The sequence below is a fragment of the Micromonospora sp. NBRC 110009 genome, assembly GCF_030518795.1.
Lineage (GTDB): Bacteria > Actinomycetota > Actinomycetes > Mycobacteriales > Micromonosporaceae > Micromonospora.
Genome location: NZ_CP130427.1, coordinates 1,908,837 through 1,931,587 on the forward strand (window position 1 = coordinate 1,908,837; position 22,751 = coordinate 1,931,587).

The window sequence follows — 22,751 nt, forward strand, 5'->3', positions numbered from 1 at the left end:
GATATGAAGTCAGTTCATATTCATGTCGAGGAGCTTGAATGGCGAGTACGCCCGCCGCCTGGTCCAACTGGGCCGGCAACCAGCGCAGCACCGCCGCCCTCGTGGTCCGACCCCGGACCGTCGAGGAGGTCGCCGCGGCGGTGCAGGCCGCCGCCGACGCCGGCCGGACAATCCGGGCGGCGGGCAGCGGACACTCCTTCACCGGGACGGCGCTCACCGACGGACACCGGATCGACCTGACCGACCTCGACACCGGCGTGCACGTCGACACCGCCCGACGCCTGGTCACCGTACCGGCCGGGATGACCCTGCACGCCCTCAACGAACTGCTCGCCACGCACGGCCTGGCACTACCCAACCTGGGCGACATCGACGCGCAGACCGTGGCCGGGGCGCTCGCCACCGGCACCCACGGCACCGGCGCGAAGCTCGGCTGCCTCTCCACCTTCGTGGTCGGGCTGACCCTGGTCACCGGCACCGGCGAGGTGCTGCGCTGCTCCACCGACGAGCACCGGGACGTCTTCGCCGCCGCCCGGGTCGGGCTCGGCGCGGTCGGCGTGCTGGTCGAGGTCACCCTGCGCTGCGTCGACGCCTTCGTGCTGCGGGCCCACGAACGCCCGGCCGCGCTCGCCACCGTCCTCGCCGACCTGCCCGACCTGATCGCCGGCCACGACCACGTCGAGTTCTACTGGTTCCCGTACACCGACCGGGTGCAGGTCAAGACCAACGACCGGGTGCCCGCCGACGACCGGCCGCTGCCCCACTGGCGCGGCTGGCTGGACGACGAGTTCCTGGCCAACACCGTCTTCGCGGGCGCCTGCCGGCTCGGCCGGGCCGTCCCGGCGCTCGTCCCCGGGATCAGCGCCGCCTCCGCCCGGGCCCTCACCGAACGCACCTACACCGGCCGCTCCGACCGGGTGTTCTGCACCCCGCGCCGGGTCCGCTTCGTCGAGATGGAGTACGGCCTCCCGCGCGCCGCCCTGCCGACGGCCCTCGACGAGCTGCGGCGGATCGTCGACACCCTGCCGTTCAAGGTGCAGTTCCCGGTCGAGGTGCGGTTCACCGCCGCCGACGACATCTGGCTCTCCCACGGGTACGGACGCGACTCGGCGTACCTCGCCATCCACCAGTACGTCGGCGCGCCCTTCGAGCCCTACTTCCGCGCGTTCGAGGAGGTGGCGACGGAGCTGGGCGGCCGGCCGCACTGGGGCAAGCTGCACTACCGGGACGCGGCGTCGCTCGCCCCGGCGTACCCGAAGTTCGGCGACTTCCTGGCCGTCCGTGACCGCCTCGACCCCCACCGCCGGTTCGCCAACGCCTACCTCGACCGGGTGCTCGGCGGCGCGCCGTCCGGGGCGACCGCCTGACCGGAGGCCCCGAGCGCCCCCACGTACCCCATCACCCGGTCGTACGCGGCCCGGTAGTCGCCCAGCGCGACGGGCGCGGCGCCGGGCTGGGCGAGCGCCGCCGTCAGGTCGATCAGCCGCAGGTCCGGCACGAGGTCGGTCCAGGTCGGCAGCGCCTCCATCCGGGTGACCGTCCAGTGCCCGGGGCTCACCTCGGTGAAGGTGGCCCGGGCCATCACCCCCTCGCGGTTGTCGGCGACCGGCTCGGCGTGCCGGGCCAGCTCGTTGCCCATGCCGAAGACCACCCACTTGTCCCCGAAGCGCTGGAACGGCTGCACCGCGTGCGCGTGGTGCCCGAGGATCAGGTCCACGTCGGGCGAGGAGATCAGCTGCCGCGCCCAGTCCTGCTGGTCGGCGTCGGGCAGGTGCTGGTACTCCGTACCCCAGTGCAGACTGAGCACGACGATGTCGGCACCGGCGGCCCGCGCACGGTGGGCGGCAGCCAGGATCTCCGGCGGGTCGATGAGGTTGGCCAGCCACTCCCGGCCGGGCGGGCGGGTCAACCCGTTGAAGTTCAGGCTGTACGCCAGGTGCGCGACGCGGATCCCACCGACCTGGTAGATCCGCGGGGTGGTCGCCTCGGCGGCGCTCCGGGCGCTGCCGGTATGCCCGAGGCCCGCCGCGTCGAGCGCCCGCAGCGTCCGGTCCACCCCGTCCGGGCCCTGGTCGAGGGTGTGGTTCGAGGCCGTCGAGCACCCGTCGAAGCCTGCCCACCGCACCCCGTCGAGCACCTGCGGAGGCGCGTTGAACGACGGGTACCCGGAGAACGGACCCGCCGGGTCGGCCAGCGGTGTCTCCAGGTGGCAGAGCGCGAGGTCCGCGCGGCGGACGACCGGCGCCACCCCGGCGAACATCGGGGCGAAGTCAAAGCCACCCGCCCGGCCGGCCCTGGCCGCGTCCCGGCCTGCCTGCTCGGTGACCTCCGGGTGGACCAGCACGTCACCGGCGGCCACCAGCCGCAGGACCCGGTGCCCGGCCGCGTCCCGGGCCGGCCCGGGTCCGATCGCCGCGGTGGGCGCCGACGACGGCCGGGGGTGCAGCTCCGCCGGCTCGGCGGGGCCGAGCGCCCGCGCGCCGAGTACGGCGACCACCAGCAGCACCAGGGCCACCCCGACGCCGAGGAGCACCCGACGCGGCACTACCCGGACGGACATGCCCTCACGTTAGGAGGGCCGCGCCCATCGGGACGCCTCGAAAGGGGCATTTAGCCCATTCGGGGTCGCGTCACTCGGGCGTGCTGGTGGCCTTCTTCGGGGCAGCCTTCTTCGCGCTGGTCGCCTTCGCCGTCGTCGTCTTCTTCGCGGCCGTGGACTTGGCGGCGGCGGTCTTCTTCGCCGCCGTCTTCTTGGCCGGGGCCGCCTTCTTCGCCGCGGCCTTCTTCTTCGGCGCCGGACCCTTCGCCCGCTTCTCGGCGAGCATCTCGGCGGCCTCCTCCAGAGTCAGCGCCTCCGGGGTCTGCCCGCGCCGCAACGACGCGTTCGTCTCGCCGTCGGTGACGTACGGCCCGAACCGGCCATCCTTGATCACCAGCGGCTTCTCGGTGAGCGGGTCGGCGCCCATCTCCCGCAGCGGCGGCGCGGCGGCCCGGCGCTGGCGGGTCTTCGGGGCGGCCAGCAGGGCGAGCGCCTCGTCCAGCGTGACGGTGAACATCTTGTCTTCCGAGTCCAGCGAGCGGAACTCGTCACCACGCTTGACGTACGGGCCGTAGCGGCCGTTGTTGGCGAACACCTCGCCCCCGTCCGGGGCCACCCCGATGAGCCGGGGCAGGCTGAGCAGCTTCAGCGCCTCGTCCAAGGTGAGCGTGTCCGGCGACTGCGAGCGCAGCAGCGAGGACTTCCGCTCGCCGCTGGCCACGTACGGGCCGAACCGGCCGGACTTGAGCAGGATCGGCTCGCCGGTGGCCGGGTCGTCGCCGAGCTTGCGCTCGCCCCCACCGCCGAGGAACAGCTCGTGCACCTTCTCCGGGGTCAGCTCGTCCGGCGCCAGCCCCTCCGGGATCGGCGCCCGGTCGCCCTGGGCACCGCCCTCCTCGCCCTCGGCGGCCGGGGCCGGCTGCTCGCCCGGCAGCGCCCGCTGGAGGTACGGCCCGTACCGGCCGACCCGGACCACGACCTCGCGCCCCTCGTCGTCGGTGAAGAGCGGGATCGAGTTGACGCTGCGCGCGTCGATGTCGCTGAGGTTCTCGGTGACCAGCTTCTTCAGGCCGCCCGCATGGGCGATCGCCTGATCGCCGGTGCCGTTGGTGCTGCCGAAGTAGAAGGAGGTGAGGAAGTCGACCGCGGCGTGGTCACCGCCGGCGATCTCGTCCAGCTCGTTCTCCATGCTGGCGGTGAAGTCGTAGTCGATCAGGCGCGGGTAGTGCCGCTCCATCAGCCCGATCACCGCGAACGCCAGGAACGACGGGATCATCGCCTGGCCGCGCTTGGAGACGTAGCCGCGGTCCTGGATGGTCTGCATGATCGACGCGTACGTCGACGGGCGGCCGATGCCCAGCTCCTCCAGCGCCTTGACCAGCGACGCCTCTGTGTAGCGGGCGGGCGGCTGGGTGTGGTGGCCCTGCGCGGCCAACTCCTCGGCGGTCAGCGGCTGGTCCTTGACCAGGGTGGGCAGCCGCCGCTCGGCGTCCTCGGCCTCGGCGTTCTCGTCGTCGCTCGACTCGACGTACGCGCGCAGGAAGCCCGGGTCGGTGATGGTCTTGCCGGTCGCGCCGAAGTCGGCCTCCTCCTGCGCGGAGGAGAGCGCCCGGATGCGCACCGAGACGCTGGAGCCGACCGCGTCGGTCATCTGCGAGGCGATGGTGCGCCGCCAGATCAGCTCGTAGAGCTTGAACTCCTCGGCGGACAGCTCCTTGGCCACCTCGCCCGGGGTGCGGAAGTTGTCCCCCGCCGGGCGGATCGCCTCGTGCGCCTCCTGCGCGTTCTTCACCTTGCCGGTGTAGCGGCGCGGCTCCGGCGGCACGCTGCGCTCGCCGTACAACTCGATGATCTGCCGGCGGGCCGCCGTGATGGCGGTCTCCGACAGGTTCACCGAGTCGGTACGCATGTAGGTGATGTAGCCGTTCTCGTACAGCCGCTGCGCGGTGCGCATCGTCTGCTGCGACGAGAAGCGCAGCTTGCGGGCCGCCTCCTGCTGCAGCGTGGAGGTGATGAACGGCGCGTACGGCCGGCGGCGGTAGGGCTTCTCCTCGACCCGGGTGACGGTGAACGGCCGCCCCTCCAGGCGGGCGGCGAGCCCACGCGCCCCGCCCTCGTCGAGGTGCACCACCCCCGCGCCGGCCCGGACCCGGCCGGTGGTCGGCTCGAAGTCCTTGCCGGTGGCGATCCGGTCGCCGTTCAGCGCGATCAGGGTGGCGTTGAAGCTGCGCGGCCCCTCGCCCGGGTTCGCCACCGCCAGGGTGGCCAGGATGTCCCAGTATTCCGCGGTGCGGAAGGCCATCCGCTGCCGCTCCCGCTCGACCACGATCCGGGTCGCCACGGACTGCACCCGGCCCGCCGAGAGCTTCGGCATGACCTTCTTCCACAGCACCGGGGAGACCTCGTAGCCGTAGAGCCGGTCGAGGATGCGCCGGGCCTCCTGGGCGTCGACCAGGTCCCGGTCGATCTCGCGCGGGTTGGCCACCGCGGCCTGGATGGCCGGCTTGGTGATCTCGTGGAAGACCATCCGCTTGACCGGCACCTTGGGCTTGAGCGTCTCCACCAGGTGCCAGGCGATCGCCTCGCCCTCGCGGTCCTCGTCCGTCGCCAGGAAGATCTCGTCGACCTCCTTGGCCAGCTTCACCAGCTTGCTGATCTGCTGCTTGCGGTCGGGTGAGACGACGTAGAGCGCGTGGAAGCCGTTGTCGACATCCACCCCGAGCCGCGCCCACGCCTCACCCTTGTACTTGGCCGGCACGTCGGCGGCGTTGCGGGGCAGGTCCCGGACGTGGCCGAAGCTGGCCTCCACGACGTACCCCGGGCCGAGGTAGCCCGAGATCGTCTTGGCCTTCGCCGGTGACTCGACGATGACCAGACGGGTGGTTCCAGCGTTGCTCGGCACGTCTCTCTCCGACCTCACTCCTACTTCATGCCCGTTTCGGGCCGCATTGCACCCACCGGACCCGGCGGTCCGGATGTCCAACGTAACGCGCCGTCCGCGTCCCGGGTTTCGTGGGCGGCAAACGATCAGTGCTGGCGACCATCGGGCGACAGCCGCCGAACGGCGCCACCGTACACCGTGGGTAGGGCGCCGAGCGGGTCACTGTGACGATCACTCACCCCACGGCGGACCGGCACCGGTCCGTTTTCCTGGGCAAACCACCGGCCGGGTGTCCGGGATCGGACAGCCGGCGCGGTTGCGCATCACCCGGGCGCCGGATCAGTGCGGTGAGCCGGGCCACTCCGCGGCCGGGGCGGCGGCCGGCCGGTCGCCCACCAGCTCCGCCAGCCGCGCGAGCCGCCGCCGGCCCCCGATCCGGTACGCCGGCCCGCCCTCCACCGGCTCCACGTACGCGCCCGGCAGGCCCACCGCGGCCAGCGCGGCCCGCACCGGCGGCCAGCAGTCCTCGTCGGCCTCGAGCCGGAGCAGGAAACCGGCCGGGTCGGCCGCGCCGGCGGCGGCGAGCCAGAGCCGCAGCCGCCGCCCGTTCAGGTGGAAGCCGGCCGGGGGACGCTTCGCCGCGCCGCGCAGCCAGGCCGTGGCGAGCGGGGCCAGCGTGGTGGCGTACGCGGTGCGGACCAGGTGCCGCCCGTCCTCGGTCGGCTCCCAGCTCGCCGGCACCCGCCGGGCAGCCAGCTCGGCGACGAGCACATGCACCCGCCAGGCGGCGTCCACCACCACCGCGAGCCGGGCCGTCCCGCCCATCCGGACCACCTCGCCGGGTCCGGCGAGCAGGCCGGCCAGGTCGGCGAGGGACGGGTCGGCCGCCTCGGTGGAGAACAACGAGGGCTGCCGGACCGGTTCGGGGGAAGGGTGCGTCAGCGACACTCCGGGACCTCGTCGAAGGCCTCTTTGAGCTCGGTCGAGTTGAGCTTGCTGGTGTCCAGCGAACTCGCGTCGTACTCCTTGTTGAGGGTGTCCACCGCGGCCCGCACCCCGTCGTAGAAGGGGCCGGCCTGGGCGGTGTCCAGCCGGTCGATGCTGTCCCGCGCCCGGCCGTACGCGTCCCGCATCTTGCTCAGCGAGGCACGGAACCCGGCGGAGATCTCGTCGCCGCGGTCGGTCTCCGGCACGCCGGCCTCCTCGACCTTGCGTCGGGCGGTCTCGCTGGCCTGTTCGGCCCCGGCGAAGAGCCGGACCAGGTTCTCCTTGGCCTGCGCCGGGGTGGTCTGCGCGGTCATCTGCTGCTGGGTGCTGCTGGTCAACTTGTTGATCTCGGCGCGCCACGGGGTGAGCGCCTGGCAGACCGACGCGGCCCAGGCCCGGGGGCTGGGGCCGCCGCACCCGGCGACGAGGAGGCCGAGCGTGGCCAGGACCACCGTGAGTTTTCCGGCGGTTGCCGCCCGGCGCGTACGCATGCGAAGCAGCGTACGGCCTCGCGGTGGAAGTGCCACCGGTCAGGTTTCGTGCATGGGACCGCCGAACGGCACGGTTCCCGGCCGGCGCGACGCCGACCGGGAACCGTCACCATCTCGCCGAACTCAGGCGTTGACCGGTTCGATCCGCTCCTCCGCGCTGCCCGCGCCGGTGTCGTCGCCGGACGAGGCCATCGCGACGCCCTTGCGCTTGCTGAACACCACTGCCGCCACGATGACCAGCGCGGCCACCAGGGCGATCGTGATCCGCAGGGCGGGGTTCTTGTCGTCGCCCACGCTCCAGGCCACCACGGCCGGCGCGATCAGCAGCGAGACCAGGTTCATCACCTTGATCAGCGGGTTGATCGCCGGGCCGGCGGTGTCCTTGAACGGGTCGCCGACGGTGTCGCCGATGACAGTCGCCGCGTGCGAGTCGGAGCCCTTGCCGCCGAACGCGCCGTCCTCCACCAGCTTCTTGCCGTTGTCCCAGGCGCCACCGGAGTTGGCCAGGAAGACCGCCATCAGGGTGCCCGCCCCGATCGCACCGGCCAGGTACGACGCCAGCGCGCCGGGGCCGAGGCCGAAGCCGACCGCGATCGGTGCCATGATGGCCAGCAGGCCGGGGGTCATCAGCTCGCGCTGCGCGTCCCGGGTGCAGATGTCGACGACCTTGCCGTACTCGGGGCGCTGGGTGCGGTCCATGATGCCGGGCAGCTCGCGGAACTGCCGGCGTACCTCCATCACCACGGCGCCGGCCGAGCGGGAGACCGCGTTGATGGCCAGGCCGGAGAAGAGGAAGACCACCGCCGCGCCGACGATCAGGCCGACCAGGTTGCGCGGGTTCGCCACGTTCAGCGCGTTGAGGATCTCGGTGCCCACGTCGCCCACGCCCGCGTCCGCGTACGAGGAGCGCAGCGTGTCTGTGTACGAGCCGAACAGCGCGGTCGCGGCCAGCACCGCGGTGGCGATCGCGATGCCCTTGGTGATCGCCTTGGTGGTGTTGCCGACGGCGTCCAGCTCGGTCAGCGTCCGCGCGCCGTGCTCGTCGATGTCGCCGGACATCTCCGCCACGCCCTGGGCGTTGTCGGAGATCGGGCCGAAGGTGTCCATCGCGACGATGACGCCGACGGTGGTGAGCAGGCCGGTGCCGGCCAGCGCGACCGCGAACAGCGACAGCGTGATGGAGCTGCCGCCGAGCAGGAACGCGCCGAAGACGCCGGCGCCGATCAGCAGCGCCGAGTAGACCGCCGACTCCAGGCCGACGCTGATGCCGGCGAGGATGACGGTGGCCGCACCGGTCTGCGAGCTCTTGCCGATGTCCTGCACCGGGCGCCGGTTGGTCTCGGTGAAGTAACCGGTGAGCGCCTGGATCGCGGCGGCCAGCACGATGCCGATGACCACCGCGCCGATGGCCACCAGCCGCGGGTTGCGGTCGACGTCGGTGAGCCCGCCCTTCAGCTCGCCGAAGCTCGCCGGCAGGTAGGCGAACGCGGCGATCGCCACCAGCACCGCGGCGATCATCGCGGAGAGGTAGAAGGCCCGGTTGATCGCGGTCAGACCGTTGCGGTCGGTGGTGCGCAGCCGGGTGATGAAGACGCCGACGATCGCGACGAGCACCCCGATGGTGGAGATGATCAGCGGGAAGACCAGGCCGGTCTCGCCGAACGCGGCGCGGCCCAGGATCAGCGCGGCGACCAGGGTGACCGCGTACGACTCGAACAGGTCGGCGGCCATGCCGGCGCAGTCACCGACGTTGTCGCCCACGTTGTCGGCGATGGTCGCGGCGTTGCGCGGGTCGTCCTCCGGAATGCCCTGCTCGACCTTGCCGACCAGGTCGGCGCCGACGTCGGCGGCCTTGGTGAAGATGCCGCCGCCGACCCGCATGAACATGGCGAGCAGCGCGGCGCCGAAGCCGAAGCCCTCCAGCACGGTCGGGGCGTCGCCCTTGAAGATCAGGACGACCAGCGACGCGCCGAACAGCCCCAGGCCGACCGTGAGGAAGCCGACCACGCCGCCGGTCCGGAAGGCGATCTTCATGGCGCCCTCGCGCCCGCCTTCCCGCTCCCGGGCGGCCGCGGCGACCCGCAGGTTGGCGCGGGTGGCCAGCCACATGCCGGCGCCGCCGATGAACGCGCTGAACCCGGCGCCCACCACGAAGAACGCCGAGCGGCCGATCTTGACCAGGGTCTCGTTGCCGTCGGTGTCGTGCACCGGCAGCAGGAACAGCAGCACGACGGCGATGACCACGAAGATCGCCAGGGTGCGGAACTGTCGCAGCAGGTACGCCGACGCGCCCTCCTGCACCGCCCCGGAGATCTCCTGCATGTTGGTGGTTCCCGTACCGGCTGCCAGCACCGCCTTGGTCAAGGTGGCGGCGAAGACGAGCGCCACCAGCGCGATGACCGCGGCGATGACGACGTACGTCACGTTGGCTCCGGTAAGGGACAGTGCGCCGCCGTCGGCGGCCAAGGTCCCGGACATCTATGTCCTCCTGTACCGAACAACTCGCGCCGGTCCGTGAAGACACACGGGCCGACGCCTGGATGCGGACTCGCAAGCGCGCGCCAACCCACCCCGGCGGACCAGCGATGAACACCCGTTCCCGCTGGCGGCGAGGCGGGTCACTTGCTGACAACCCGCGTACTGTAGCCCTCCGACGTGTTGAGGCTCACACCGAGGGGGCACCCTGTCTCGATGATCTTCGTCGCTGTGCTATGCGAAAAAATCTGATATATAGGGCGGCCAACACGACGAGGCCGCGCTCCCCCTCGGGAACGCGGCCGGTGCGGTGGATCGCCAGGTCAGCGGCGGACCGGCCACACCATCCGGACCTCGGTGCCGACGCCCTCCTCGACCGGGCGCACCTGGAGGTCCTCGACGAAGCCGGCGAGCAGGGCGAAGCCGACGCCGGTGGTCAGCGCGTCCTCGCTGAGCGACTCCTTGGCCAGCTCGTCCGGGGGCAGGGCGGCCAGGCCGATGCCCGCCTCGATCGGGGCGCGGTCCACCACCCGCACCGTGTACGCCCCGCTGTCGGACATCTCCATGTAGACCGGCTCGGCCAGGCCGTACTGCCGGTGCAGGGCGACCGCCCGGGTGCACGCCTCGCCGATCGCCAGGCGTACCTCGTCGAGCAGGTCCTCGCGGACGCCTGCGCGGCGGGCCACCGCGACGCCGACCAGGCGCGCGGTGCGGACGTGCACCGGCGCCGGGGAGAAGGAGAGCTTGACGGTCGCCATCATGCGCCGGCGCCGGTCGAGTCGGCGCTGATCGCCGCGTCGACCGTGGGATGCAACGGGAACACCTGGTCCAGGGCGGTGATCCGGAAGATCTTGAGCAACGGCTCCTTGTCGCAGACCAGGGCGAAGGAACCACCGGCGGAGCGGAGCCGCTTGAGCGCGCCGACCAGCACGCCGAGGCCGGTCGAGTCGAGGAAGTCGACCCGGCCGAGGTCGACCACGACCCGGCGGGCACCACCGTCGATCAGTTCCAGGAGCCGTTCCCGCAGGCGTGGCGCGGTGTAGACGTCCACCTCACCGCCGACCTCGAGCACCGTGTGCTCTCCCACGGTGCGGGTCGCCAGCGACAGCTCCATCGGTCCCTCCTCGGTAAGCTCTCCAGGCATCTAACCATCCCCCGACGTGGCCCCCTCGGGTCACCGGCGGAGGCTTCCCCATACCCAGACCCCCGGGTTCCCAATTCCGAACACCAGTGCGAGAGTGCAGGACGTGACGCGCGCAGCCACCGTAGCGGCGAGCAGCGGCCCCGGCCGCCCGCCGGCCGAGCTGCTGCGCCGGCTGCGCCTTCGGCACGCCGCCGACCCGGTCACCCACGTCGAGCGGGTGCCGGCCCGCGCCGGGGAGCCGGCGCCGTGGCCCGGCTGGGCACCCGCGGAGCTGCGGGCGGCGTTCGCCCGGCGCGGCGTGGTCGCCCCGTGGCGGCACCAGTCCGAGGCCGCCGAGCTGGCGTACGCGGGGAAGCACGTGGTGGTGGCCACCGGAACGGCGTCCGGCAAGTCGCTGGCGTACCAGCTGCCGGCGCTGGCCACCCTGCTGGCCGACCCTCGCGCCACCGTGCTCTACCTCGCCCCGACCAAGGCGCTCGCCGCCGACCAACTGCGCGCCGTCGCCGACCTGGAGCTGGAGGGGGCACGCCCCGCCTGCTACGACGGCGACACCCCGCGCACCGAGCGGGAGTGGATCCGGCGGCACTCCCGGTTCGTGCTGACCAACCCGGACATGCTGCACCACGGCATCCTGCCCGGGCACGCGCACTGGTCCGGCTTCCTGCGCCGGCTCGCGTACGTGGTGGTGGACGAGTGCCACACCTACCGGGGCGTGTTCGGCTCGCACGTGGCGCACGTGCTGCGCCGGCTGCGCCGGCAGTGCGCCCGCTACGGGCGTACCCCGGTGTTCGTGCTGGCCTCCGCCACGTCGGGCGACCCGGCCACGGCGGCCGGGCGGCTCACCGGCCTGCCGGTCGCGGCCGTCACCGAGGACACCTCGCCGCGCGGCGGCGTGACCTTCGCCCTCTGGGAGCCGCCGCTGCTGCCCACCGCCGACACCCCGTCGCCCGACGCCGACCTGCTCCAGGTCCGGCGCTCCGCGCTGCGGGAGACCGCCGACCTGCTCGCCGACAGCGTCGTCGAGGGGGTGCGCACCCTCGCCTTCGTCCGGTCCCGGCGCGGCGCCGAGGTGGTCGCCGCGAACGCCCGGCGAGCGCTGGACGAGGCCGTGCCCGGGCTGGGCGAGCGGGTGGCCGCCTACCGGGCCGGCTACCTGCGCGAGGAGCGGCGCGAGCTGGAACGCGCCCTGCTCCACGGCGACCTGCTCGGGCTCGCCTCCACCAACGCGCTGGAACTCGGCGTCGACCTGGTCGGGCTGGACGCGGTGCTGATCTGCGGCTGGCCGGGGACCCGGGCGTCGCTCTGGCAGCAGGCCGGCCGGGCCGGGCGGTCCGGCGACGAGGCCCTCGCGGTGCTGGTGGCCCGGGACGACCCGCTCGACACCTACCTGGTGCACCATCCGGAGGCGCTGTTCGGGCGGCCGGTCGAGACGACCGTGCTCGACCCGGCCAACCCGTACGTGCTCGCCCCGCAGCTCGCCTGCGCCGCGTTCGAGGCCCCGCTCACCCCCGCCGACCTGGAACTCTTCGGCGAGGGCGCGAAGGAGGCGGTCGACTCGCTGGTCGAGGCCGGCGCCCTGCGGCAGCGGCCGACCGGCTGGTACTGGCGGCACCGGGAGCGCCCCGAGGTCGACCTGCGCGGCGAGGACGGCGCCCCGGTCTGCGTGGTGGAGGCGGCCACCGGGCGGCTGCTCGGCACGGTCGACGGGGGCTCGTCGCACTTCATGCTCCACCCCGGCGCGGTCTACCTCCACCAGGGCGTCTCGTACGTGGTCGACTCGCTCGACCTGGCCGACGGGTGCGCGCTGGTGCACGCCGAGGAGCCGGACTGGTCCACCCACGCCCGGGACGTCACCTCGCTGTCGGTGGTGTCGGTCCGCTCGTACGTGGACGCCGGGCCGGTCGGGCTCTTCCTCGGCGAGGTGGACGTGACCAGCCAGGTCGTGTCGTACCAGCGGCGGCGGATCGCCACCGGCGAGGTGATCGACACCCGGCCGCTGGACCTGCCGGCCCGGGAGCTGCGGACCGTCGCGGTCTGGTTCACCGTCTCACCGGAGTCGCTGGCGCTCGCCGGGGTCGAGGCGGCCGACGTGCCGGGGGCGTTGCACGCCGCCGAGCACGCCGGCATCGGCCTGCTGCCACTGATGGCCACCTGCGACCGCTGGGACATCGGCGGCCTGTCCACGGCGCTGCACCCGGACACCGAGGCACCCACCGTCTTCGTCTACGACGGCCACCCCGGCGGGGCCGGCTTCGCCGAGCGGGCGTACGCGACCGCGGCGGCGTGGCTGCGCGCCACCCGCGACGCGATCGCCGAGTGCGGCTGCGAGTCCGGGTGCCCCTCCTGCGTCCAGTCCCCGAAGTGCGGCAACGGCAACAACCCGCTCGCCAAGCCGGACGCGGTCAAGGTCCTCGACGTGGTCCTCGCCAACCTCGCGGCGGTCGGTGACCCGCGCGGCGGCCGGGGCGCGTCCGTGCCGCAGCAGGACGACGGGTCGGCGGCGGACCAGGCGGTCGCCGACGCCGCGCCGCCCCGGACCGGCTGAGTTTCCGAACCCGTCGAGGGTGGACGGTGAGCGCACGGTCGCCCCGAGGGGCGGACACGGGGCCGACGGGGGCGGACGTCGAGGGCCGAGCTGTGCGAGACTCCGGCGTTCCCCCTCGAAGGAGATCCCATGCAGCTCGACAGCCTGCAGACTCAGCACCAGTTCTTCGTCCGCCAGCGGATCCGGATGATGGTCAACCAGTACGAGGTCCGCGCCGTGGCGCCGGACGGCACCGAGGGCCCGATGCTCGCGTTCGCGCAGCAGAAGCGCCTCGCGTTCAAGGAGCAGGTGACCATCTACACCGACGACTCCAAGCAGTACCCGCTGCTCGGCTTCAAGGCCCGCCAGCGGCTCGACCTCGGCGCCACGTACGACGTGACCGACCACGCCGGCAACCCGATCGGCCTGTTCCGCAAGGACTTCGCCCAGTCGCTGCTGCGGTCGACCTGGCACGTCGAGCAGGCCGGCCTGCCGCAGATCACCGGGCAGGAGCGCAGCCTGCCGGTGGCGCTGCTGCGCCGGTTCGTCGACTCGCTCTCCTGGCTGCCGTACCACTTCGACTTCGTCGCCGGCGGCCAGCCGGTGTTCTCGGTGGTCAAGAAGTGGGGCCTGCGCGACCGGTACGTCGTGGAGATCCAGAACCCGCAGATCGACCGACGGCTGGTGATCGCCATGGCCGTCGGCCTGGACGCCCTCCAGAGCCGCTGACCGACCGGCTCCACTGACGGGTCCGGCTTACCGACTCGGCTGACGGGCCCGTCTGCCCGGCTCGGCTGGCCGGCCATGTGTGGCCGGGTTTCGAGCCGGTTCTCGCGCGGTGGGTCGGGGTCGGACGGCTGCGGAGCGTCCGACCCCGACCCTCGAGGGGCACGGCGACCCCGGTGTCCCCCGTCCCCAGTCCCACCGGTGCAGCTGGACCGGGCTGGGCTCAGCCGCGCACCGGGCCGGCTCGGGAGGTCGCCGTGGCGGTACGCCGCAACCAGGGCAACGGAGTCACCGCGACCTCCACCGTCACCAGGACGTCGAGCCCGTCGAGCCGGCAGCCCACCGGCCGCCCGCCGTTGGCTCGGACCAGGTCGGCGGCCCGCCCGCACGCGACCTCGGCGCCGTCGAGCGCCCGACCGGCACCCGCCAGCGCCCCGAAGTCGGCCGCGGCGTGAGCCTGCTGCCGCGCCACCCGGGCGGCCCCGAGCGCGGCGCCGAAGAGCCCGACCAGCGCCAAGACCAGCCCGACGGCGAGCAGCAAGATCGTCGCCCCGCCCCGGTCCCCCGTCCGCCTCGGTGGTCGGCGGGTGCTCCCCGGCGACAGGTTCGCTCTCACGGCCGGGGTCCCGGTGTCCCGGGTTCGACGGCGGCCACCGCGGTGGCGGAGACGGTGAACCGGGGCAGCCTCGCGCCGAGCGCCCGGACCGGGGCCCGGACCGTGGCGGTGACCCGGTCACCCGACACGGTGACCGAGACGTCGGCGCCGGCCGGGGCGTAGCGGGCGCCGGCCGCCGAGCCCGGCTCGCCCCGGGCGGCGGCGAGCGCCGCCTCCCGGGCCGCGTCGAGGCAACCGGCCCGCGTGGTCACCGCGTCGACCGCGGTGAGGCCGGCGAAGAAGAGCAACATCAGCGCCGGCAGGCCGGCCGCCAGCTCGGCGGTGAAGGAGCCCCGCTCGGCGCCGCCCCACGGCCGTTGCCGCCGGGCGCCGGGGACCGCCAGCGAGGGCGAAGCCGCCGGGCCGGGGTGCTGTCCTGCTCCCCGAGGCCTGCGCGACGCTCCCGGCGCCGACGGCCCGGCAGACGCCCCCGCCGGCAGCGGACCGGACGGCGACCCGTGGTGGCGTGAGCCCGCCCGCCCTGGGCCGCCCGGTCGGCGGCCGACCCACCGGCGCCGCGTCACTTGAGTGCCCGGTCGATGACGGCGGTGAGGGCGGACTGCATGTTGCCGGAGGTGAGCACCTTCAGCAGGATGCCGGCGAAGGCCACCGCGGCGAGGGTGCCCACCGCGTACTCGGCGGTGTTCATTCCGGCGTCGCCGCGCAGGCGGCCGAGGAGTTTGCGCATGTCGTACTCCTGTCGTGAGGGATCACAGCACGTCGCCGAGGACGGCGACGATCACCGGCACCAGACCGGCGAGAATGAAGGCGGGCAGGAAACAGAGCCCGAGCGGCAGCACGATGAGGACGCCGCCTCGCCGAGCGGCCGCCTCGGCCGCGGTGGCGCGGCCGGAGCGCAGGTCGTCGGCGAGGCGGGTGAGCGCCCCGGCCAGCGCGGCACCGCTGTCGGACGAGCGGATCGCGGCAGCCAGCAGGCGCTCCCCACCGGGCACCCGGTCCAGGTGGGCCCAGGCTTCGGCCGCCGTGCCGCCGAGTTCCAGCGTCCGGCCCACCCGGCCGAGCCGGTCGGCGAGCGGCCCGCCGAGCGCCTCGGCGACCGCCAGCACCGACCGGTCGACCGGCGCCCCCGCCCGGAGCGCGGCCGCCAGGAGATCGGCGGCGAGCGGCAGCTCGACGGCCTCCCGGAGGCGCCGGTCGCGGACCGCCCGCGGCTCGACGCGCCGCAGCAGGCGGTCCGCCAGCAGGCCGGTCAGCACCCCGGCGAACAGCCCGCCCCAGCCACCGACCACCACAGCGGCGGCGACTCCGGCGGCCCCGGACGCGAGCCGGAATCGGTCCGGCCACCAGCTTGGCCGGGTTCGTGCCACGCCCGACGGTCGCGCCAGCAGCGACAGCCGCCGGCCCGGCCGGCCCACCTGCCCGCCCGCCATGAGCACGAGCAGCGCCGCCGCTGCCAGGAGGCCGGCGGCCACGACCTGCCGGGACATCAGCCGACCCGCCCCGGCGTCGCCCCGAGCCGTTCCGCCCAGAGCAGCCCGCCGATCTGCAACCCGACGGCCGCGAGGGCACTGCCACCCCCGACCGGCGTGTGCAGCAGCACGTCGACGGGGTCCACGCCGATGGCATAGCCGAGCCCGATGCCACCGAGTGGCAGGCCGGCGAGCAGCCAGGCCGTGGCTCGCGCGCCGGCCGCCTGGGCGTCGGCCGCGGCCAGGCCCCGGTCGCTCGCGCGGGCGTCCGCCTCGACCCGCTCGAGCAGCTCGGCCAGGGGCGCGCCGGTACGGTCGGCCAGCCGCACGGCGGCCCGGGCCAGTCGGGCGACCCGGTCCGGCCCGTCGATGAGGGCGACGGTGACCGGCAGGCCCGCCCGCAGGTCGGCGGCGAGGGTGCAGAGCTGGTCCAGCTCGCCGCGCCGGGCGCGGTCGGCCAGCTGACGGGCGCGCCGCCGGCGGAGCGCCCGGGCCCCGAGGGCCGCGTAGGCGGCCAGTCCCACCGCTGCCACCGGCCCGCCCAGCACGGCGCCGGTTCCGCCGCCCAGCAGCACCGCCACCAGCGGAGCGCGTCGGGAGAAGAGGATGGCCAGCCGGTCCGAAGCCGGACGGCCGGCGTTCGTTAGGCCGGCATCCGGTAGGCCGGTGGCTGGGCCGGCCGGTAGCGCGGTGGTCCGTCCGGTCGGCAAGTCGGCGGTCGCGCTGGTCCGCGGGGCGGCGGTCGGGCCGGTCGGCGGGGCGGCGGTCGGGCCGGTCGGCGGGGCGGCGGTCGGGCCGGTCGGCGGGGCGGCGACGAGATTTTCGGGATCCAGGCCGGGAGACAGGGCGGTGCGGGCAACGCCGGGGGTCCACCCGCTGCTCGGGGACCCGGTCCGGCCGCCCGGGGGCGACCCGGGTATCCGGATGGTCCGGGAGAGGCCCGATGTCGCGGGCCGGAGGAGGGCGGACGGATGCGCGGAGTCCTGCCGATTCGGTGGTCGGCCCGGGAACGGGCGGTCCGTGGTGGAGGCCGAGCGACCTCGCGAGCCCCGGAGGGCGAATGTTGCCCGGCATCCGGCCCGCAGACCCGTGCGGCGCAGCGCCGAATGCCGCCCCGCAGCGGAGCCGGGTGGCGGGCCGAGGACGGCCCGCCGACGGGTCCGGACCGCGCGTACCGGCCAGGCCACCACCGTCGCGGCGCTGGCCAGGAGCACGGTCACCAGCCAGGCTGTCCCGGTCACGCCGGACCCGCCGAGCCCGGCCAGGCCGCGCAGAGGATGGGTGGCACGGCGACGTCGCGCTCGCGCAGCAACGCACCGAGAGGCCGGGCGGCGAGGCCGAGGCCGCGTCCGCGTAGCCAGGCGGGGACCACGGTGGCCAGGCGGTCGGGCCCCTCCGGCAGCAGCAGGCTGATCGACTCCAGCACCCGCCCTTCGCTCGTCCGGCGCACCTGGAGGAGCACCTGGAGGGCGGCGGTGACCTGCGCGTGCAGGGCGGCCCGGGGCAGGCCGCCGAGCAACCCGAGCGCCTCGAGCCGGGCCGGTACGTCCGCCGGGGTGTTGGCGTGCAGCGTCCCGGCGCCGCCGTCGTGACCGGTGTTCAACGCCGCGAGCAGGTCGACCACCTCCGCTCCCCGGCACTCGCCCACCACCAGCCGGTCGGGTCGCATCCGCAGCGCCTGCCGGACCAGGTCGCTCAGGCCGACCGCTCCGGCGCCCTCCACGTTCGACGTCCGTGCCTGGAGCCCGATCACGTGCGGGTGAACGGGACGCAACTCGGCGGCGTCCTCCACGAGCACGATCCGCTCGGTGGCCGGAACCAGCCCCAGCAGCGTGTTGAGCAGGGTCGTCTTGCCGGAACCGGTGCCGCCGGTGACCAGGTAGGCCAGCCGGGCGGCCACCACGGCGGCAAGCACCGACGCCACCGGGCGCGGCACGGTGCCCTGGTCGACCAGCTCGTCGAGGGTGAACGGCCGCTGCCGGAAGGTGCGCAGCGACAGGTACGGCCCGTCGGTCGCCACCGGGGGCAGCACGGCGTGCAGCCGGGTGCCGTCGGGCAGGCGGGCGTCGGCGTACGGGGAGCCGTCGTCGAGCCGCCGCCCGGCGGCCGCGATGAGCCGCTGCGCGAGCCGGCGTACGTCTTCCACTGTGCCGAGCGGCACGGCCACCTGGTGCAGCCCTCGTCCCCGGTCGACCCACACCCGGGTGCCGTTCACCAGGACGTCGGTGACCTGCGGGTCGGCCAGCAGCGGGGCGAGCGGCCCGGCGCCGACGAGGTCGTCGTGCACCCGGTCGGCGATGCGCAGCAGGGCGGTGTCCCCGAGCACGGCGGCCCCGGACTCCGCGCGTACGGCCGAGACGATGGCGGCGGGGGTGACCGGGGTGGCCGCGGCGGCGAACCGGTGCCGGACGCGGGCCGCCAGCTCCCCGGAGTCGGTCGGGCCGGTCATGCCGCGCCCATCGCCGGCTCGCCGGTCAGCTCGGCGAGGATCCGCTGGCAGAGGGCGGCGAGCGGTCCCTTACCGGCGGCCGCCGGCGCCTCGCCGCGTTCCAGCCCTCGGCAGAGCCCCGGCTCGGGGCGGAGCGTGCCGGCGAGCGGCAGGCCGAGCGCCCGGGCCACCTCGGCGGCCTTGAGCCGGCCGGGGGCGGGGCCTCGCACGATCACCGACAGGTCTGCGCAGTGCGGGCCGGCCTCGGCGACCACCCGGGCCGCAGCGGCGGTGGCCCGCAGCTCGGCCGGTACGACCACCAGGGCGCGGTCGGCCGCCTGCAACGCCACGACGGCCGCGTCGTCCAGGTGGCGGGGCAGGTCGAGCACCACGACGTCCCGGCCCCGACGGGCGGCGTCGATGGTGGCGGCCATGGCCTCGGCCGGCAGCGGCAGCCGGTCGCCCCGGTCCCAGGAGAGCACGACGAGGTCACCCCGGCTGGGCAGGGCGCGGACGAGCGACGGCGGATCGACCCGGCCGTCCGTGCCGGTGAGCCCGGGCCACCGCAGCCCTTCCAGCTGCTCCCAGCCGAGCACCAGGTCGAGGCCACCGCCGAGCGGGTCGGCGTCCACCAGGAGGGTGCGCCTGCGGGCCCGGGCCGCGGTGACGGCCAGGCCACCGGCCAGCACGCTGGCACCCGCGCCGCCCCGGCCGCCGAGCACCGCCACGATGCGCGCGGCCCGGCCGACGGACGGGTCGGCCGCGCACTCGGCGAACCGGTCGACCAGCCACGGCTCGGCCGCGGGCAGGGTCGCCACGTGCTCGGCGCCGATGAGTTCGGCGATCTCCGTACCCGGGTCGAGGTGGCCGGTGCGGCCGACCAGCACCGTCCGGGGCCGCCGTGGCAGCCGGGACCGCAGGCAGGCCTGCGCCTGGTCGGCGCCGACGAGCACCAGCGGGGCCGGTGTCCAGCGGGCCCGGGCGGCGGCCGGGTCGGCGGCCAGCTCGACCTCCGTGCCACCGGCCGCGGCGAGCCGGAGCAGTTCGTCGAGAAGCTCGCCGTCGGCGGTGACGAGCAGGGGAAGACGACGGTGCGGCGGGAGCGGCGTACGGGGCGGCATGGCGTCCTCCAGCGGTCTCGGGTGCTGGGGGAAGCCTGGCGGGAAGGGCGGCGCCGCACCGCCGCAGTGACCCGTCCTGTGGACAAGATGCGCGGCTGTGGACGGCCCCTGGAGAGCGAGTGGATCTGTTATGGGCCGCCGACGATGTTCACTGACGCCGCTGCCTCGCGCCGGAACCGGCCCTGCTACCGGCGTCGGCCACCTCGGCCATGGCGGCTCTGGCTGGGCTGATTGGCCCTGGCCTTCTCACTCCACTTGACATGAAGGACGATGCCGAGGCCTGCGCAGCCCAGGACCACGAACATCACACCCGCTGGGATGGTTGCCCAGGACATCAGGAGAGACAGCAAGCCATCGGCGTGCCGGTTCTCGGCCACGAACCGCTCGGGCTCTTCCGGATCGACCCACACCGTCATGTCCCTGCTGCTGCGAGCGGAGGCACGTGGTCGCTGATGGAACCAGTCGTGGGGCCTTTCGCGCGGAAGGGGCAAGGGTTACGGAAGTCCGACAAGCGCGCTGCCGAACCGCCAGATAATGCGGGAGTTGGCCTGCGGCTTATCCCCAGGGGCGGCCGGCGGGCTGATCGAAATGCGGTCGGGAGGGAGCAGCAGTCGGATGAGCACGATGCACGCCGTGAGAGCTCATACCAGAGGCGGGCCGGAGCAGCTCGTGTACGAGGCGGCGCCGCGGCCTGAGCCAGGGCCTGGTGAGGTGTTGGTGGCCGTGAAGGCTGCTTCCATGACACCCACTGAGCTCACCTGGCCGCAGACTTGGACGTACAGCTCGGACGGGTCAGGACCTGAGCGCACTCCAATCATCCCGTCGCATGAGTTCTCCGGAGTCGTCGCGGCGTCCGGGACGGGGGTGGAGAGCCCCGCCGAGGGGGAGGCCGTCTACGGCTTGATCCCTTTCACCCGCGATGGCGCGGCCGCCGAGTACGTCGCCGTGCCCGCGGCCGCCCTGGCGGCCAAACCCGCCACCGTTGACCACGACCACGCCGCGGCGCTCCCACTGGCTGCGTTGAGTGCCTGGCAGGCACTGGTGGACCACGCCGACCTGCAGCCCGGTCAGCACGTGCTGGTGCAGGGCGGCGCCGGCGGCGTGGGCAGCTACGTGGTGCAGCTCGCAGCCGGCCTCGGTGCTCGCGTGAGCGCCACGGCGGCGGCGGCCGACCTGGAATTCGTCAAGGGTCTGGGTGCCGAGCAAGTTATCGACTATGCGCACGACCGCTTCGAGGACCACGTCCGCGACGTGGAAGTGGTCGTTGATCTTGTCGGAGGAGCCACGCAGTCGCGGTCCTGGTCAGTCCTGAAACCGGGCGGTGTCCTGGTCACCCTCGTCACCCCACCCGACCAGCAGGAAGCAGCCCGGCATGGCGTTCGTGGGGTGTACTTCATCGTCGAGCCCGACCGGAACGCGTTGCGTTCTATCGCCGAGTTCGTCGATAACGGCCGGTTGAGGCCGGTGCTGGACCGTGTTCTGCCCCTCACTGAGACGCGCTCAGGTTATGAAGCGCTCGAGACGGCCAAACGCCGCGGCAAGATCATCATCCACGTCGCTGACTAGTCACTGCCGTCGGTGCCGCTGTGGGCACCTGCGATCCGCTACCTGGGTGACACTCCGCCCTCTGTAGCACCGGCCCGGCGCTTGGCCAAGGTCGACGAGCCAATCCGATCCAGCGGCGACGGATGGAAGGAACTCACCGGCCTCGACCGCCGCCCGTCCGTGTAACGCGGGTCGCTCGATCCAGTCCACGGCAGCACGTCCGCGGTCACCGCCGCCGCCGCATGGCAGAATGCCCCAAAGCTGGAGCAGAGCTGGCAGAACGGGCGAGCCGATGACGACGGGCAGGACGGCCGAGCTGGTGCGGAAAGCCGGTGATCCACAGCGGGCTACGTTCCTGGAACTCTTCTTCGACCTGGTGTTCGTCGTCGCGCTCGCTCAGCTCTCGCGCGGCCTGGCCGAGGATCTCGAGTGGAGCGGTGCCTTCCGGACGCTGGTGCTGTTGGGGGCCATGTGGTGGGTCTGGTCCAGCACCGCGTGGCTAACCGACCGGACGGACCCGCAACGAGCGGTAATCCAGGCGCTGGTCACCGCGACTTTGGTCGGCAGCCTGGTGATGGCGGCCGCGGTGCCCCAGGCATTCGGCGAGACGGGCCTGATCTTCGCGGGCGCCTACGTCGCCATCCAGCTCGGCCGCGGGCTCCTCCTCGTGGCCGTTCTGCGTGGCCACGAACTGCAGCGCCACGGCGTGCGCGGGCTGTTCTGGTACGGGCTGTCGGCGCTGCCGTGGATCGCGGGGGCGCTCGTGCACGGTACGGCGCGTGGCACGTTGTGGGCACTCGCCGTGGTCCTTGACCACACGGCAGGCAGAATCGGCTTCCCCACCCCGGGGGCGGGCCGTACGCCCGGCGAAGACCTTGTGATCTCGGGCGAGCACCTGTCCGAGCGCTACCGGCAGTTCTTCATCATCGCGCTCGGCGAGTTGATCCTGGTTACCGGACTGGCGCTGAGCAGCAGCGGCTTTACGCCGGACGGGGCCGCCGCGTTCGCAGTGTCGATCGCGACCACCGTGCTGCTGTGGCGGATCTACATATACCGCGCTGGGCAAGTCCTGGCGGAAGCGATTGCCGTGTCTGCCGACCCGGTCCGCCTCGCCCGATCGGCGTCATACGCCCACCTGGCCATGGTGGCCGGTGTGGTCGCCGTAGCCGTCGGCGACGAACTTGTCATCGCCCATCCACTCGGGCACACCCCACCCGCCTGGATCGCCGTCATCCTCGGCGGACCCGCGCTGTACCTGGCCGGGCGCGCCCGCTTCGAGCACGCGGTGTTCGGCCGCGTGTCCCGGTCCCGACCGATCGGCGTCCTTGCGCTGGCCGCCCTGACGCCGGCGATGCTCCCCCTGCCGCCTGTCGTGGTCGCCGCCGCTGCTGCCCTCGTCCTGACCGGGATCGCCATATCCGACGCAGCCCGCGCCCGCGGACGCCCGCCCGAGCCGCCGTCACCGCCCGGCTAGCCGGAAGTGTCAACAACGCTCAATCGTTACCCGCGCACCCCTGACGACCATGCCGTGCGAGTCCTGGCTGCCTTTGACGGTTCTGCTGCCTCTGTGCTGCCTCTGGTCGGGGAATCGCCCTCGGAAAGCGCCCTCGACGAGGACGAGGATGGCCTGTGACCTGCATCGGAGCACTCGCCTCAGAAAGGGACGACCCCCGTCGGGGGGAGACGGGGGTCGTCGGAGGTTCGGCTCCGGGGGGGTCGAGCCGAACCCACTCAGCGGTCACGGGGGGTGCAACCGCCGAGGGCTTCTCGGGGCGACGGGAGGGTGAACTCCCGTCGCGGACAAG

The 22,751-nt window shown here is 73.8% G+C and carries 20 protein-coding genes; 5 read left to right on the forward strand and 15 right to left on the reverse strand.

The window, feature by feature from the left end; translation table 11 throughout:
* Window positions 1-38: 38 nt before the first annotated feature.
* A complete protein-coding gene (locus Q2K19_RS09145; protein ID WP_302769450.1) occupies window positions 39-1,367 on the forward strand; it encodes a D-arabinono-1,4-lactone oxidase in 1,329 nt (442 codons plus the stop codon).
* On the opposite strand, the gene Q2K19_RS09150 is transcribed toward Q2K19_RS09145, so the two are convergent.
* The 7 genes from Q2K19_RS09150 to Q2K19_RS09180 all read right to left on the reverse strand — a co-directional run bounded on the left by Q2K19_RS09150 (window position 1,319) and on the right by Q2K19_RS09180 (window position 10,487).
* Entirely contained in the window at window positions 1,319-2,560 is a 1,242-nt protein-coding gene (locus Q2K19_RS09150; RefSeq protein WP_302769452.1) for a CapA family protein, read from the reverse strand. The two genes, Q2K19_RS09145 and Q2K19_RS09150, sit on opposite strands and share 49 nt — an antisense overlap.
* A gap of 70 nt (window positions 2,561-2,630) precedes the next feature.
* Entirely contained in the window at window positions 2,631-5,441 is a 2,811-nt protein-coding gene (topA, locus tag Q2K19_RS09155) for a type I DNA topoisomerase (RefSeq protein ID WP_302769454.1), read from the reverse strand.
* A 318-nt stretch (window positions 5,442-5,759) separates the two neighbouring features.
* Window positions 5,760-6,368, reverse strand: coding sequence for a hypothetical protein (locus Q2K19_RS09160; RefSeq protein ID WP_302769455.1), 609 nt, complete (start codon window positions 6,366-6,368; stop codon window positions 5,760-5,762).
* Complete coding sequence (locus tag Q2K19_RS09165) at window positions 6,359-6,898, reverse strand: hypothetical protein (RefSeq protein ID WP_302769456.1); 540 nt, start codon at window positions 6,896-6,898, stop codon at window positions 6,359-6,361. Before Q2K19_RS09165 ends, Q2K19_RS09160 begins: the two co-directional genes overlap by 10 nt.
* Before the next feature lie 123 nt (window positions 6,899-7,021).
* A complete protein-coding gene (locus tag Q2K19_RS09170; protein WP_302769457.1) occupies window positions 7,022-9,376 on the reverse strand; it encodes a sodium-translocating pyrophosphatase in 2,355 nt (784 codons plus the stop codon).
* 320 nt (window positions 9,377-9,696) lie between these two features.
* Window positions 9,697-10,134, reverse strand: a complete 438-nt coding sequence (locus Q2K19_RS09175) for an ATP-binding protein (protein ID WP_302769459.1) — start codon at window positions 10,132-10,134, stop codon at window positions 9,697-9,699.
* Window positions 10,131-10,487, reverse strand: a complete 357-nt coding sequence (locus Q2K19_RS09180; protein WP_200215588.1) for an STAS domain-containing protein — start codon at window positions 10,485-10,487, stop codon at window positions 10,131-10,133. The genes Q2K19_RS09175 and Q2K19_RS09180 overlap by 4 nt, the downstream gene beginning before the upstream one ends.
* Window positions 10,488-10,620: 133 nt before the next feature.
* Here Q2K19_RS09180 and Q2K19_RS09185 point away from each other — a divergent pair, with 133 nt between their 5' ends.
* Both Q2K19_RS09185 and Q2K19_RS09190 read left to right on the forward strand, forming a co-directional pair.
* Complete coding sequence (locus tag Q2K19_RS09185; RefSeq protein WP_302769465.1) at window positions 10,621-13,062, forward strand: DEAD/DEAH box helicase; 2,442 nt, start codon at window positions 10,621-10,623, stop codon at window positions 13,060-13,062.
* 129 nt (window positions 13,063-13,191) lie between these two features.
* Entirely contained in the window at window positions 13,192-13,770 is a 579-nt protein-coding gene (locus tag Q2K19_RS09190) for an LURP-one-related/scramblase family protein (protein WP_302769466.1), read from the forward strand.
* A 220-nt stretch (window positions 13,771-13,990) separates the two neighbouring features.
* Here Q2K19_RS09190 and Q2K19_RS09195 read toward each other — a convergent pair whose 3' ends face one another.
* From Q2K19_RS09195 to Q2K19_RS09230, 8 genes are all read right to left on the reverse strand, one after another.
* Entirely contained in the window at window positions 13,991-14,383 is a 393-nt protein-coding gene (locus Q2K19_RS09195) for an Rv3654c family TadE-like protein (protein WP_302769468.1), read from the reverse strand.
* A complete protein-coding gene (locus Q2K19_RS09200) occupies window positions 14,380-14,766 on the reverse strand; it encodes a TadE family type IV pilus minor pilin (protein WP_302772366.1) in 387 nt (128 codons plus the stop codon). The genes Q2K19_RS09195 and Q2K19_RS09200 overlap by 4 nt, the downstream gene beginning before the upstream one ends.
* A gap of 176 nt (window positions 14,767-14,942) precedes the next feature.
* Window positions 14,943-15,110, reverse strand: a complete 168-nt coding sequence (locus Q2K19_RS09205; protein WP_302769471.1) for a DUF4244 domain-containing protein — start codon at window positions 15,108-15,110, stop codon at window positions 14,943-14,945.
* Between the two features lie 22 nt (window positions 15,111-15,132).
* The gene (locus Q2K19_RS09210; RefSeq protein WP_302769472.1) at window positions 15,133-15,870 is read right to left on the reverse strand and encodes a type II secretion system F family protein; all 738 of its coding nucleotides are present in this window, start codon (window positions 15,868-15,870) and stop codon (window positions 15,133-15,135) included.
* On the reverse strand, window positions 15,870-16,433 hold the full coding sequence (locus tag Q2K19_RS09215; protein WP_302769473.1) for a hypothetical protein: 564 nt from the start codon (window positions 16,431-16,433) through the stop codon (window positions 15,870-15,872). Before Q2K19_RS09215 ends, Q2K19_RS09210 begins: the two co-directional genes overlap by 1 nt.
* 656 nt (window positions 16,434-17,089) lie before the next feature.
* Window positions 17,090-18,301 (reverse strand): TadA family conjugal transfer-associated ATPase, encoded by a 1,212-nt coding sequence (locus tag Q2K19_RS09220; RefSeq protein ID WP_302769475.1) that lies wholly within the window; start codon window positions 18,299-18,301, stop codon window positions 17,090-17,092.
* Window positions 18,298-19,401 (reverse strand): septum site-determining protein Ssd, encoded by a 1,104-nt coding sequence (ssd, locus tag Q2K19_RS09225; protein ID WP_302769477.1) that lies wholly within the window; start codon window positions 19,399-19,401, stop codon window positions 18,298-18,300. The genes Q2K19_RS09220 and ssd overlap by 4 nt, the downstream gene beginning before the upstream one ends.
* A gap of 185 nt (window positions 19,402-19,586) precedes the next feature.
* Entirely contained in the window at window positions 19,587-19,817 is a 231-nt protein-coding gene (locus Q2K19_RS09230; protein ID WP_302769478.1) for a hypothetical protein, read from the reverse strand.
* A 322-nt stretch (window positions 19,818-20,139) separates the two neighbouring features.
* Here Q2K19_RS09230 and Q2K19_RS09235 point away from each other — a divergent pair, with 322 nt between their 5' ends.
* Window positions 20,140-20,967 carry an NADP-dependent oxidoreductase gene (locus Q2K19_RS09235; protein WP_458329368.1) on the forward strand — a complete coding sequence of 276 codons (828 nt, stop codon included), beginning with the start codon at window positions 20,140-20,142 and terminating at the stop codon, window positions 20,965-20,967.
* A 271-nt stretch (window positions 20,968-21,238) separates the two neighbouring features.
* On the forward strand, window positions 21,239-22,420 hold the full coding sequence (locus Q2K19_RS09240; RefSeq protein ID WP_302769480.1) for a low temperature requirement protein A: 1,182 nt from the start codon (window positions 21,239-21,241) through the stop codon (window positions 22,418-22,420).
* The last annotated feature ends 331 nt before the right edge of the window (window positions 22,421-22,751 follow it).